The following is a 14204-nucleotide window of genomic DNA, read 5'->3' on the forward strand; positions in this document are numbered from 1 at the left end:
GTGGATCTTGGACACTACGCCCCTCTCGGGGCAGAGGCTTTGCTTACAGCGGTTTCACTGCTGGTCGTGCTTGTCGGCCTGTTCACCAAGGGGAGGAGCTCGCTCCCCGGATACCTGAGCCTTGCGGCGCTCGTAGTGGCGATGTGGATGGTGCTCACAGCCGAGACCAACACGGTCTTCTTCTACGACTCGCTCAGGGTCGACGGGTTCTCCCAGTTCTTCAAGGCTGTCTTCGTGCTGGTCTCGCTGCTCGTCGTCATAGCGTCGCTAACCCGTTACAATGGTCGTGTCGGGGGAGACGAGTACTTCGCCCTGCTCCTGATGGCGACCGTGGGCATGATGGTGGTTGCGAGCGCCATAGATCTGGTCTCGCTCTTCATAGGCTTCGAGCTGGCGAGTTTATCCACGTACGCGATGGCCGGGTTCGACAGGACGAAGAAGAACCTCGAGGCTGCGATGAAGTACTTCCTGTACGGCGCGGCCTCGTCAGCGTTCATGCTCTTTGGCTTCTCGATGCTCTACGGCATGACAGGGAGCACCAAGATCGCGGATATCGCAGCTGCGTCGCTGGCCGCGTTCAATCCGGCGATACTGATCGCGCTGATATTCGTGGTCGTCGGGTTCGCGTTCAAGATGGCTCTGGTGCCGTTCCACATGTGGGCTCCCGATACATACGAGGGCGCTCCTGCGCTGGTCTCGGCGTTGCTCGCTGCAGGCTCGAAGAAGATGGGGTTTGCTGCTGCGTTCAGGGTGATACTGATCGCGCTCCTGGCCCTGAAGCTCGAGTGGTACATGGCGTTCGCGATACTCGCGGCCGTGACTATGACTGTCGGAAACCTGGTCGCGTGCTGGCAGAACAACGTCAGGAGGATACTGGCATATTCGAGCATCGCGCAGGCAGGTTACATCTCCATAGCGTTTGTGGTCCTCGGAGTTGCATCTGAGGGCATGACAGGCCCGAACAACCTGCCTCTCGACCAGTACGCGCTCGCCGGCGGTCTGCTTCTGGTCCTGGGGCACGCGATCATGAAGACCGGTGCGTTCATTAGCACAGCACAGGTTGCATCGATCGCGAAGAACTCAGAGGATCCGGACGACATCTCTAACTACGCTGGTCTGGGAAGAAGAGCGCCGATAACAGCGTTCTGCATGACGGTCTTCATGTTCGCGCTCGCGGGGATACCCCCGACTGCAGGCTACTTCGGGAAGTTCGTCGTCTTCGGGTCTGCGATATACGGCGGGCTTGTGTGGCTTGCGGTCCTCGCGATACTGAACAGCGCGCTCTCGCTCTACTACTACCTGAGGATCATAAGCTACATGTACCTCAGGGAGCCTGCTGGGCCGAAGATCTCGGAGTCGAAGGGCTATGTGCTATCGTTGCTCCTGGCCCTGATCGGGACGTTCTGGATCGGCGTGCTACCGGACGGATTCTTCAACTGGGCGATGCAGGCGGCAGCTGCGCTGCTGCCTTAGCGTCGCTTTGCTTTATTTTTAATTCAGAACCGATGCGCAGTGCATTTTGTGGTTTCATCAGGATTCTGGTGGACCCATCTCCTGATATGACCTTATCAATAAAGATATTCTGGGATTTGGCATCTAAAAATGGAGCGCTGGGAACGAATGCGCATCTTTAAAAGTAAAAGGGGATGATAGACCCATAAGGAGGCAATCCATTGGCGTCTATCAAGAGTTTGTTGTACATATGTGGTAAATATTGCTTTCGGGACGTATTTGCTCAATATCGTGAGCGTGTTCAATGTGGCGTCGGTTAAGGTTGTCTAGCTCAAGAATCGATTATTGATTTTTTTACAAGTGGGGTATCTTGAGATTAATCATTGTCGCGATTGCTATCGATATAACCATGCGGCGCCAATATCTTATAATAGTAAATTGTTAAATATATATTATATTATTTTGCATATGGTTCCTTAACTGGTGACCGATGGAGCGTACTTGAGTTACTGATCAAATGAAGCCGCTATCATCGGGCATACCCGTTCATACAGATATCTTCCATGATGGCAATTTACCTCAACGTATTGAGCATGTTCGCACTTTACAGGGATCCATTTCAGGGTGAATCTTTTGAGCAGATGAGCTTGCAATTTGTTACCAGCACCATCGCGCGTTCTTCGAACCTGGGAATGTATTAATATACATCCTCTCAGACCTTCATCACATGATCGAGATTACAGATGCGGCCGCGATGGTCATGAAGGAGCATCTCGTTCCTGGGAAGGTCGTGAGGATGTTTCTCGCAGCAATCGATGAGACAGGCGCGAACTACGGTCTTGCTGTTACCGATCCTGCTGAGAACGATGTGCTCTTCGAGAGCAACGGGATAACGATACACATGAGCCCTGAGGATGCCGAGATCCTGAGCGAGACGATCATCGACTTCATCGATGACCCTGATATCGGCAGGGGATTCATCATCTACGGTCCCGGCGAGGAGTCCTGCGGCTGCGGCCATGAGCATGATTACGGCTGCGGATGTCATTGATCTGACGGGACACAGGTGGTTTGATTGACCGCTCTCGTCACCGGAGGTGCTGGATTCATAGGCTCCAACCTGGTCGAGGAGCTTGTGAGAAGTGGCGAGGATGTGATCGTCCTGGACAACCTCCAGACAGGGAGCCTGAGGAACCTCGAGGGTCTCGATGTCGAGATAGTGACGATGAGCTGCAACGACATCCCGCGGCTTGATGTAAATGCTGACAGGATATTTCACCTCGGCATACCATCATCATCTCCGATGTACAGGGATAACCCGTTTCTCGTGGGCGAGGCGCTGAACGGCTTCGTCGCGGTGATGGAGCTCGCGCGGAGGTGCGACGCCAGGGTCGTCTACGCGTCCACCTCGTCCCTCTACAACGGTCTCGAGCCGCCGCACCGCGAGGATATGGAGATAAAGGTCACGGACTACTACACAGAGGCGAGGTTCGCGATGGAGCGGATCGCAGAGCTCTACAGAAAGCTCTTCGGGGTGAGCTCACTGGGGATGAGGTTCTTCTCCGTATACGGCCCGAAGGAGGAGTCAAAGGGGAGATACGCGAACATGGTCACGCAGTTCCTCTGGGGCATGATGAGAAAAGAGACGCCTGTAATATACGGAGACGGATCACAGACCAGGGACTTCATCTACGTCAGGGATGTGGTGAGGGCGCTCATCCTCGCGATGGATTCTGATTATAACGGTGTGCTCAACATCGGAACCGGCAGGGCCCACAGCTTCAACGATGTGATACACATCCTGGGCAGAAGGCTTGGTGTTGAGGTGAGGCCGAGGTACGTCGAGAATCCGATAAAGAATTACGTGCAGCACACGCTGGCGGATATCAGTAAAGCTGAAATATGCTTGGGATTCCGTGCGGCTTACAGCCTTGAGGATGGGATCAACGAGATCATACAGTACTACACTACATGTATTAGACGGTGATGCCCTTGGATATTAGAAACAAGAACATCCTCATAACGGGAGTAAGCGGTTTTGTTGGCTCGCGGATGGCCAGGCGGCTTGTTGATGCGGGTGCATCTGTTTACGGGCTCGTGCGGCGCAGGTCTGATGGCAGGATGCCAGTCAACCTGGAGCGACTTGGGATCAAAAAAGATGTCCGGCTTATAGAGGGCGATCTTGAGAATATCTCCAGCATAGGAAACGCGATAACAGCAAGCGATCCGGATATAATATTCCATCTGGCTGCACAATCCTTTGTGCCAAGGTCATTTGTTGATCCTAACGAGACTATGCTCTGTAACTGCTGGGGGACCTCGAACCTTCTGGAGGCAGTTCGGCTTAAAGATGTCGATGCCACCGTGGTCTTCGCGGGAAGCAGTGAGGAGTATGGGCTAGTCATATCCTCTGAGGAGCAGTACAAAAGAGCGCTTGAAAAGTACGGAGCAGTGTTCCCTGAGCCTGAGCGCATACCCGAGCTTCCGATATCTGAGACAAACCCTCTGAGACCCATGTCTCCATATGCGGTGAGCAAGGTCTACGGCGACTACCTGATGAGGAATTACTGGCATTCCTATGGAATACCGACTGTGGTCTCCAGGGCGTTCAACCACGAGGGAGCAGGCAGAGGGATAATGTTTGTGACATCAGTCATAACCAGCCAGGTTATGAAGCTCAAGCTCGGCGAAATAGATGGTATTACCATAGGAAATGTGAACGCCTTTCGCGACTGGAGCCATGTGGACGATATCATAGATGGTTATATTTTGCTGGCAGTGAAGGCCAAACGTGGCGATGTTTACAACCAGGGGTCAATGCGGACCAACTCTGTGCTGAGCTATATTCTCATGAGCCTTGAGGAGGCAGGCTATCCTGTAAGCAGGATCGAGACCTTCCACGGCGAGAAGATTGTGGACGATCCCACAGAGCCTGACAGCTCACCGATATTCGGCCTGAACTTCGACAAAACAACGGTGGATGGCATGATGCTTCGCGGGGAGCTAGAATTTGTGCAAGAGGATGGAGGGATTATAGCACACTCCGGAGAGAGACGTATAAGGATAGTATTCGAGAGGGAGCGGTTCAGGCCTGCCGAGGTACCTATTCTGCTATCAGATACCAGAAAGATAGAGTCGATCGGATTCATGGTGAGGCATACCGTAAGAGATATCATAAGAGATCAGCTGGATCAATTCCTATCTGACAAGGAAAGAAAGTGATCCTGGTGAGAGTTGCGATATTTCTCGATTACATCGGGGCTATCGGTGGAGGCGAGCGTGTCGCACTGATGCTGGGGCGGGCGCTGGGAGCAGATATCATAACCACGGATCTGAATCCGGAGTTGGTGGATCGCCTCGGATACGGGGATGTTACAATAAAACGGCTTGGAGATACGATCAAGCTTCCGCCACTGAAGCAGATCTCAGCATCTCTGCTTTTTGGTATGTGTGATGTGTCTGATGGTTATGACTTTTTCATCTTCTCTGGAAACTGGTCGCATTACGCTGCCAGAAAGCACCATCCAAACATGTGGTACTGCTACACGCCTGTGAGGGCATTCTACGATCTCAGGGAGAGCATGATATCCAGGCAGCCTGGATATTTTAGGAGGCTTGTAACATCCTCCTGGATAAGGTGCCACAGCTGGTTTGACCAGAGGTCGGTGAGGAACCTGGACAGGATCGTGGCGATCAGCGAGACTGTGAGGCAGAGGATTGAGAAGTACCATAAGAGATCTGCAGATGTCATCTACCCACCCGTGGATACGGGCAGGTTCAGGTTTAGGACGTACGGCGACTTCTGGCTCTCAGTGAACAGAATATACCCTGAGAAGAGGATCGATCTGCAGTTCGATGTCTTCCGGAAGCTTCCGGATGAGCGGCTTGTTGTTGTGGGTGGTTATGCGAAAGGAGATCATGCAGAAAGCTATTACAGGCGTCTGGTTAAGAAGATCCCTGATAATGTCAAGATGCTCGGTACTGTAAGTGAGGACGAGCTCGTGGATCTCTATGCAAGGTGTAAGGGGCTTGTGTGCACAGCCATGGATGAGGATTTTGGGCTTACGCCTGTAGAGGCGATGGCCAGCGGAAAGCCTGTTGTTGCAGTGCGTGAGGGCGGGTATGTCGAGACCGTCGTGGATGGTGTCACAGGAGAACTGGTCGCGGCTGATAGAGATGAGCTGATCGCAGCTATAAAAAATATATCATCGAACCCGGAGAGGTACAGAGATGCATGCCTCGCGCGCGCCAGGGAGTTTGATATGGGTGTGTTCCTGGAGAAGTTCCGGAGTGCCATCAGGTCAGGATAGGTGCACTATGCTCCTGAGCGTATCACACCTGCGTGAGCTGGTCGGGTTCAGGGATCTGATAATCAGGCTCGCATGGAGCGACTTCAAGCTGAGGTACAAGAGCTCAGCTCTGGGGTTCTTCTGGTCGCTTCTAGAGCCCATGCTCATGCTGCTGGTTCTGTACGTGGTGTTCACGAACCTCATGCGCATACAGGTTGAGCACTATCAGCTTTTCCTGCTTCTTGGCATAATCCTGTGGAACTTTCTCGACAGGGGGACGTCCATGAGCATCTGGGGTATTGTCGGCAAGCCGAGCCTGGTACAGAAGGTTTACTTCCCAAGGGATATAATTGTCATATCCACATGCATCACGGCTCTGATGATGACCGCGCTGGAGTTCATTGTCTTCGTGGTATTCATGCTGATCTTCAGGGTTATGCCGGCATGGACTGCGGTTTACTTTCCTTTGCTTCTGATGCTTGAGCTGATGATCATAACAGGCCTTTCGATGGCCCTCTCTGCGATGAACGTCTACTTCAGGGATGTCCAGTTCATATGGAGGGTGGTGCTGCAGGTCGGTTTCTTCGCCACGCCTGTTATATATCCAATCACCATATTTCCTGAGGGTGTGCGCTGGATGGTCATGCTCAACCCCATGGCACAGATAATAACTATGATGCGGGATTGTGTTCTGTACGGCACACCGCCAGGGATGGAATCTCTTTCCTATGTGGCTTTATCTTCAGCGGCAGTTCTCCTTATAGGGTATCAGATATTCGAGCGGCTCGAGCCCGGGTTCGCGGAGATGATTTGATGGGCGAGACAGCGGTTAAGGTCGAGCACCTCTGGAAGACGTTCCGGATACCTCACGAGCGGAGGAACACGCTGTTCGAGAACATCATTGGTTTTTTCAGGCCGAACAGCTATGAGACATTCACCGTGCTGAAGGACATAAACCTAGAGGTTGAGCGCGGGGAGTGCATCGGCATAATCGGCGACAACGGTTCCGGCAAGAGCACGCTTCTGAAGATCATAGCGAAGATACTCAGGCCAACAAGCGGATTTGTAAAGGTATTCGGGAAGCTCACGCCGTTCCTCGAGCTCGGCGTCGGGTTCCAGCCGGAGCTCAGCGTGAGGGAGAACATACGGATTTATGCCACCATAATGGGTCTGCCGAAGAAGGTAATAGATGACAGGATAGATGATGTGATAAGGTTTGCGGGGCTTGAGCGGTTCGAGGACGCAAAGCTGAAGAATCTCTCGTCTGGCATGCAGGTGCGGCTCGCGTTCTCGACAGCGATCCAGACAGACCCGGATATACTCCTGGTCGATGAGGTGCTGGCAGTCGGTGATATGGAGTTCCAGCAGAAGTGCTTCAGGGTGTTCGAGGATTACAGAGATAGCGGAGTTACAATACTGTTTGTGTCTCACGATCTGAACGCGGTCAGGATGCTATGCGACCGGACACTGCTTCTCAGCAATGGAGAACGTGTGGATTTTGGAGACACAAATAGCATTATAGATAAATATATTTATAAGACAGATGTATCTGAAGTTGCAGAAACATCTTCTGAGAAGGAGCGCGCATCCACCAGGAAAGAGATAGAGATTGTTGATGTCAAGTTCGTGGACAAATACGGATGTCCCAACGAGAACTTCGTAGCCGGAGATCCGCTGAGGGTCCGTATTTTCTTTGATGCACATGGGACGGTTAGGTCTCCAGTATTTGGTATAATATTTTATCATGGAGATACCTACTGCTACGGGACAACCACGGAGTTTAAGGGATCTGATACGGGTATTATCAATGGCAAGGGATATGTGGACTTCATAATACCAAGTTTGCCTTTTCTTCAGGGGAGGTTCGAGGTAACAGTGGCTGTGGCATCACATGATTACAGCACACAGTACGACTGGCACGACAGACGCTATGCATTCAACGTCCACAATCCAACACGTGACCTGGGCATGATGCTTATAGAAGGCACATGGTCGCTGCGCAGGGATGCTTAGAGCAACTCCAGTCGCGCCGAATTCCTATAGCCCTTAGGTACTCCAGCGCAAGTGTGGTATCCTGCAGGGTGTCTAACGTCTCAGAAGTATGCATGCAAGGCCAGACGCTGCTGGTGCTTCGTTGTCTTTGTACAGCACATCCTCCAGCTCATCTTCAGAGGCCTGATGCCAGCCAGCCCTGTAGATGTAGAGATCCTTTCTGATAAGACGACATCCTGAAGCTGATATAAGCCTGTCCAGGCTCTGCCTATCGTACTGCTGGAACCATCCGTAGTTCATCCTCCGACCATAGGGAACTGTTATAACAATCTTACCGTTCCTTCTCGTTATTCTGGCCATCTCTCTGATCGCACTGAGGTCTCCCTCCGGATCCTGAGGTATCGGTCCATTAAAGTAGATGGTGTTGTCCCGGCCGATATGCTCCAGAGTGGAGATGCAAAGGATCATGTCGAAGGCGCCATCACGGAATGGCATGCTCCTTGCATCTCCCACGACCGGTCTTATTCCTGGTATCGATCTGCCCACAAGGTCCAGCCCGTAAAGCTCCGGGATATTCAGTGCATTGATCGAATCGATATAGCGGTCCTCTGCATTCGCATAGCCTATATCAAGGACACGTCTCTCTCCTCTGTACCACGAGAGTGCCCAGGGGATCTCTACACACCGCTCAGTGTCGCCCAGGCCATACTGCAAATCCGGCAGCTTGAACCCCTCATCGTCGATGTGCTTCCAGATCCGCATGGCCAGACGTTTCAGCAGATCGAAAAATCCAGTCAAACTAAATCACACCCACCCTGTACACGGCTATTCCAAGCCTTCTCGTGTCGTCGTTCCCCCACTCCCTGGGAACGAATGTCCTGTCGACAGTGAGTCTCACCCTGTGGAGGCCTGGGCTGATCGGTGTGGGAAGATCGAAACAGATCGACCTCCTTCCAGGATCACTCAGCGCGAACTCGCCTACTTTACGCCCATCGAGATGCACAGCCAGTTTTAGTGGTCTCCTGCTCAGATCCGGACGGGCTGCCGCTACATCCAGTTTCAGATGAGATTTCATCTCATTGGACCTCAGATACAGTACCGCGGACCTCTCAGTCCACCGGAAACATCCCTCACATGGATAAAAACCGGCACCTATAGCCCACTCGGTGCAGTTAAGCATGTCGATCTCTGATGGGAGATCTATCAGATCCAGGTAGGGAGCCTCTGGGAATGTCGGATCTGGGGCACGGCCTTTCAAGCCCACTGCCCAGATCTGGTCCGGGATCCATCTGCTAATGAATCCTGGCAGCTTATCTTTGAGATATTTCACCTCTCCCCAGACGATGGGCGACAGACCGGCGGCTCTCATGAAGCCTCGTATGCTGCCGCGGGAGTGGTATCTTATGTGCAGGTGCTCATACTCCGGGGTTACAAGATGTTTTTGCAGATCGGCGGTGCCCAGTGAGATCGCACGCAAAAGGCAGGCCGCCCTCATGGCCTCAAGCGCTGGAGCTGTATGGAGCACCAGCCTTCCGCCAGGAGTCAGAGTGCGAAAGCACTCACTAAGAAGCGTGCTCAGCGTGCCGTCATCGATATGTTCAGCCACATCTGCCATTATCACTGTGTCGAATGAGGAATCCTTAAAGGGCAGAGACCTGCCGTCGAACTCGAACAGCTCGATGCGTGCGCCCGCATCTCTGGCGCGTTTTGCGCTGATCATCAGTGCGGCCCTGGATGGGTCCACTGCGTACACCTCAGCACCGAGGAGAGAGCAGCGCAATGCAACAACGCCCGGCCCACATCCGAGATCCAGGACTCTTTCTCCAGGCAGAATCCGTGCGAGCGATACCACCTTTGATATCCGATCCTCGGATAGGTCGTAGAGGCTCGATCTGTAGTACTCCTCGGAGTACTCCGTATCGTGGTTTCCGGCGCCCTCGATGAGATGGACGTCATCTCTCAGAAGGTACGAAAAGCCGCACGAGCAGCAGAGCGATCCATGGATACTCTCGAGCTCGCCGCTGCATCTCGGACACCGGAGCAGGCTGAGCATGGACAGAGCTGAAATCTGGCATGATAAAAAGCTTGCGAGGACGTCTGGATCTCGGTGTTGGGCAGCTGCGCTGCGAATCGGCGACTGTGGATTGGAACGAAATATTTATTAGCAGGTTCTGCGCAACTGTAGCAGCTGTAAAGGTATGTGGTCGGGGCTCATTGTGGATTGCTATGTAGCCCTGATCACAGGAGTATAGTGTAGGAGGATAATGTCATGAAAATGATGAGATCGATGCTGGCTCTAGCTGTCCTGCTAGTCATGGTGGGCTGGGCATCCGCAGCAACGGTGACTCAGATGCCTGGCGGAACGCACGCTTGGACCCAAGCGGACGGCGCGACAGCTGGATGGGCACATTCGTTCTACGAGGATACCAACTTCATTCAGGCGGACATCCTTGCGGTGGCATCGACAGATGGTGAGGGAGAGGCGTGGGTAAAGACAACGGTACCCGATCTCGCATCGAAGGATCTGGCGATAACTAACGGAAAATTGACAGTCAGTGCCAAGGGCACAGTTGAGGCGTACGTCAAAGGAGAGACAGGCTCAAAAGCGACAGCAGTAGGGCAAATCAGCTCTTACGCGAACGATAACCTTGCGGGATCTGCGGAAATAAGCTCCTCGTTGGGTGAGTCTTGGAGTAAAAATTTCGGAGACCCTGATTACCAGTTAGGCGATCCCCAGGGAAGTGCTAAAGGCAAGTTCTATGCATATGCAAATGCAGACGGATTTGCTGGATATTCAGCTGATGAAACCCTCAAGGTGGGCGATACTACTACTACATACACCATCAAAGGTGGTGTTGAGGGCAGAACCACAATAGAGGGCGAAGTGAGGGACTCGAATCGAGCAATAGGAGGTGGGTTGTCCCCCATGCTGCAAGTTTCTGAAGACCCAGCATATGCATCGATGGTTGCCCTCTCTACCTCCACGGAGGCTCATGTTTCTTCCAATGTTGATAATGAGATTTCTATAGCAGCCGGGCAGATAAATCTGTGTAATGGTGCAACAGGTTCGGCAGCGGTATCAGCAACAGCAAGCGGCAAGAGTTCTGCAACTGGCGGTAATATGACCTCCACTTATAGATGTGATCCGAACACTGGCTACTGTGATTACTCGGAGTATTATACATCAGCGACAACATCAAAAGAGGATATGATGAGCGCTGATGCGTATGTGCTCAACAATCGAGATGCTGCCGAGGCCAGTGCGGAACTGGATGTTTTGGGAGATGCAGACAATACAGATTCATATACATATAGTTTTATCAGGACATATGGATTCGCAGCGAGGATTAATCCAGGCAATAAGGATGATGGCAGCGACAGGACATATGGCAGGGCGTTCATAACCACAGGCAAGTGGAATGCCGAGGCATCACAAGTATACAGCCATTGGTGGATCGATGATGATGGATATCACTCTGAGAGTTCGACAAACCATTCTGCTGAACTCTCTGGCGAGCTGAGCCAGGTTAAGGATCCGACTGTGGCCAACGAGTACGGTATTGGTGCAGGTGCATTCCTGCGTAACAAGAAGAGTTCACCAGCAAGCGCAGATATTAGGCTTGAACAGTACGCTTGGTCAGATGGCACCACTAAATCAACCTGGATGTTCAATTATGCGTCCATAAGTGGCCCGTCCGCACCGATCTACGGCTCCTCAGTCTGGGATGGGTCTGGCGTCTACGAGGCGTTCAAGGACCTGCATGTGGGGGCAGATCCCGACGGTACTGTGTGGTCCACTGACATTCCGAGTGTAGAGGCCTACTTCTGGATCGACGGCACAAACGACAAGATGATGAACGGGCCCGGACTCAAAGTTGCGGAAGTTCCGACGTTCAACCCGAGCGGTGAGTATACACCACCGTACTGGACTCCGTTCCCAGGGAGTTCTACCGAGAGAAAGGCAGAAGTTGAGCTGGAAACTGAGCAGCCTTACTAAGTAAAACCATTATCACTTTTTTTTGGGGTTCTTACAATGTCACGTTACTTCATCTTTCTGTGTTGCCTTCTTCTTTTCACCCCCGCGCTCGGCGCAATTGAGATGTCCGGGGGGTGGTCAGTATCCAGCGATGGCGAGTCGGTGAGCAGCGGCTCCAGCGGGGTATCCTCGGTATCAGGAGACCCGACCCTGGTAATAGGCATACTATCATCAACAAGCCTCTACGGACCTGGCAGCGTCAAGCTCGTGCGAGAGGGGAGTATTGAGAGAGAGATCACCTCCGGCGGTTTCGTCCTCTCGGCGGGCTTCGATGGCAGTGTTGAGTCTGAGGTCATACTGGAGAGCTCAGGAACAGCATCAGCAGCGGCCTTCATCGGCGCCACTGCATGTGCGATGCCAACTGGCGGAGGCAGTCACGAGATATTCGGGACTGCTGATGTGACCACTGAGGGCATGCTCGTCGGCAAGGGCTCTGTCACCTCAAAAGCATCAGGCGAGGCCAGCTATGGAGTCTCTCTCCAGTCCGGAACCACAGAGGTCTGGGGCGAGGTCGAGGGGTCGAGCAGCACCTCCCTCCAGGGATCAGCTGCAGACTCTCTGCTGAGCACATCGGGCAGGAAGAACGGTTTGCACACAGAGTCGCGCGTACTCTCAAACCGCAGGAACGAGCTCACCGATAGCTCGACGAGCATCCTGTCAGCATACGCAACAGCGATGAACTCCGCGACTGCGGATGTAACAGTTTCTGGCAGAGCGGTGAGCGGCGGGTGGGACTCCACATCGACCACGAAATCGAAACTCGAAAACGAGAACGTGGCGTCGTCAGCCTCCGGCACACTGAAGGGAAAGGTGATCGCCCCAGGAAATGGCGATGCGGCATCTGTCATCGCGAGTGTTGAATCGACAGCGACACGCAACACTGCGCTTTACACAGGCCTGCCCATCGGGCTCTACGTCTCAGGAGGGCCGTCAAGCTACGCATCAGCGAGCCAGTCTTCTAGCTCGACCGAGAGTTATGCTCAGGCTCTGATCGATCCGCTCTGGGGATCTGTTGCAAGACAGCCTGGAAGGACTGCGCTAGAATGGGGCAGCATCGAGACGACGGGATCCGGGGCGATAGCAAGAGAGTCCGGAGCTTATGCGTTATCCTTCGCTAAGATCCAGCTGACCACAGACCTTGTCGAGCGTTCAGGTATATCAAGCTCCTCAGGTAATATCACCCTTGCAACATCTACTGAGATCTCAGGTGACAGGAAGGCGGTTGCAGGTGCGATAGCCCACGGCGTGGGATACGGCGACATGTGGACCAGTGACGGTTACATGCATAACTTCGCTTCCTACGTTGGAGATGCGGAAACGCCCATCCATCACTACTCCTATGTCAGCTCAGGGGATATTGTTCGTGGAGAGATATCGAACATAGCAAAGAACGTCGTCATATCCCAGGATCCATCAGGCACAGCAATCCTGGCCAAGCCGTTTGAGACCAATACCAAGACTAAGCCGGTTTATTACGCCTGGTCGAGCACCGAGGGCTGGTACTACCAGGCGCACTAATCTTTTTATCGTATGGATCTGACCTGTTTACGGCCATGGCTTTGAAGATGTTTAAGATCTTTCTTCTAACAGTCGCGGTGATTGTGGCTGCGCTTTACGTGAGCCTGTCATATCAGCGGTCGGCAGACCTTGCAGCATCTCCCATCCTGAGCCCTGAAGATCTGACGAGCTCCTGCGTGCTGCTAGACGTAAGCGAGGAGGCAGAATCCCATATACCCGGAGCAGTTCACATCAACTATACCGATCTCTGTGGCGAGGACGAGATTCTCAAGCCTCCGGAGGATCTTGCCCGGATATTCGGTAAGGCAGGCATATCAGACAGCGATTCTGTGGTGATCTACGGCGAGTGCAGGCCCTGTGGAGGCTCTGGCGTTACAATACATCCGTCGACCCTGACATACTTCGCGCTCCTGTATCTCGGACATAGAAACGTCTGGCTGCTCGACCGCGGCATCACCGGCTGGACGAACGCTGGCATGCCAACTGCCAGCGAGACATCCAAGAGGCCCCCTGCAGTATACACACCACACCCACGCGGAGGTCTTCTGGCATCGATAGATTACATAAAGAACAGCGATGTCCAGCTGGTGGATGCCAGAACAGTGCAGGAGTTCGAAGCATCAACAATACTGGGTTCGATCAACATACCTGCAGATACTGTGGTCTCAGGCGGCTGGTTCAGGGAGGATTCAGAGCTCGAGAACCTGTTCAGGGCCAAGGGTCTGACAAAGGAGAAACCAGTTGTGGTGTTCACATCAACAGGCGTGAAGGCGACTGTGGTATGGTTTGCTCTTAAGAGGATGGGCTACGATGCCAGGCTCTTCGCCATGAGGAGATGGGTCGGGGCAGGCGAGACCATAGTCAAGCCCTGAGAGAGCATCGCAACCTTTAAGTTTTATGTGGATGAGGGGCAGGCT

12 protein-coding genes are annotated in these 14204 nt (G+C 53.0%); 10 read left to right on the plus strand and 2 right to left on the minus strand.

Annotated elements, in window-relative coordinates; genetic code table 11:
* The 7 genes from MTHE_RS05535 to MTHE_RS05565 all read left to right on the plus strand — a co-directional run bounded on the left by MTHE_RS05535 (position 1) and on the right by MTHE_RS05565 (position 7754).
* Positions 1-1473 carry an NADH-quinone oxidoreductase subunit N gene (locus tag MTHE_RS05535; RefSeq protein ID WP_011696237.1) on the plus strand — a complete coding sequence of 491 codons (1473 nt, stop codon included), beginning with the start codon at positions 1-3 and terminating at the stop codon, positions 1471-1473.
* Between the two features lie 706 nt (positions 1474-2179).
* Positions 2180-2503: an iron-sulfur cluster biosynthesis family protein gene (locus MTHE_RS05540; RefSeq protein WP_011696238.1), complete on the plus strand. Its 324-nt coding sequence runs from the start codon at positions 2180-2182 to the stop codon at positions 2501-2503.
* Between the two features lie 24 nt (positions 2504-2527).
* The gene (locus tag MTHE_RS05545) at positions 2528-3439 is read left to right on the plus strand and encodes an NAD-dependent epimerase/dehydratase family protein (RefSeq protein WP_011696239.1); all 912 of its coding nucleotides are present in this window, start codon (positions 2528-2530) and stop codon (positions 3437-3439) included.
* 5 nt (positions 3440-3444) lie between these two features.
* Positions 3445-4674: a GDP-mannose 4,6-dehydratase gene (locus MTHE_RS05550; protein WP_011696240.1), complete on the plus strand. Its 1230-nt coding sequence runs from the start codon at positions 3445-3447 to the stop codon at positions 4672-4674.
* Between the two features lie 5 nt (positions 4675-4679).
* Positions 4680-5762, plus strand: a complete 1083-nt coding sequence (locus MTHE_RS05555) for a glycosyltransferase (protein ID WP_175265839.1) — start codon at positions 4680-4682, stop codon at positions 5760-5762.
* A 7-nt stretch (positions 5763-5769) separates the two neighbouring features.
* Complete coding sequence (locus MTHE_RS05560) at positions 5770-6555, plus strand: ABC transporter permease (protein ID WP_011696242.1); 786 nt, start codon at positions 5770-5772, stop codon at positions 6553-6555.
* Positions 6555-7754: an ABC transporter ATP-binding protein gene (locus MTHE_RS05565; protein WP_011696243.1), complete on the plus strand. Its 1200-nt coding sequence runs from the start codon at positions 6555-6557 to the stop codon at positions 7752-7754. Before MTHE_RS05560 ends, MTHE_RS05565 begins: the two co-directional genes overlap by 1 nt.
* A 72-nt stretch (positions 7755-7826) precedes the next feature.
* On the opposite strand, the gene MTHE_RS05570 is transcribed toward MTHE_RS05565, so the two are convergent.
* Together MTHE_RS05570 and MTHE_RS05575 are read right to left on the minus strand one after the other, a co-directional pair.
* Complete coding sequence (locus MTHE_RS05570; RefSeq protein WP_011696244.1) at positions 7827-8531, minus strand: class I SAM-dependent methyltransferase; 705 nt, start codon at positions 8529-8531, stop codon at positions 7827-7829.
* A 1-nt stretch (position 8532) separates the two neighbouring features.
* Entirely contained in the window at positions 8533-9786 is a 1254-nt protein-coding gene (locus MTHE_RS05575; RefSeq protein ID WP_011696245.1) for a class I SAM-dependent methyltransferase, read from the minus strand.
* Between the two features lie 222 nt (positions 9787-10008).
* Here MTHE_RS05575 and MTHE_RS05580 point away from each other — a divergent pair, with 222 nt between their 5' ends.
* From MTHE_RS05580 to MTHE_RS05590, 3 genes are read left to right on the plus strand one after another with little or no spacing between them, the layout of a single operon-like run.
* The gene (locus MTHE_RS05580) at positions 10009-11730 is read left to right on the plus strand and encodes a hypothetical protein (RefSeq protein ID WP_175265840.1); all 1722 of its coding nucleotides are present in this window, start codon (positions 10009-10011) and stop codon (positions 11728-11730) included.
* A 36-nt stretch (positions 11731-11766) separates the two neighbouring features.
* Positions 11767-13287, plus strand: a complete 1521-nt coding sequence (locus MTHE_RS05585; protein ID WP_011696247.1) for a hypothetical protein — start codon at positions 11767-11769, stop codon at positions 13285-13287.
* Positions 13288-13322: 35 nt separating this feature from the next.
* Positions 13323-14159 carry a sulfurtransferase gene (locus MTHE_RS05590; protein WP_175265841.1) on the plus strand — a complete coding sequence of 279 codons (837 nt, stop codon included), beginning with the start codon at positions 13323-13325 and terminating at the stop codon, positions 14157-14159.
* Positions 14160-14204 lie beyond the last annotated feature (45 nt).

Source organism: Methanothrix thermoacetophila PT (assembly GCF_000014945.1).
In the GTDB taxonomy this organism is placed as follows: Archaea; Halobacteriota; Methanosarcinia; order Methanotrichales; family Methanotrichaceae; genus Methanothrix_B; species Methanothrix_B thermoacetophila.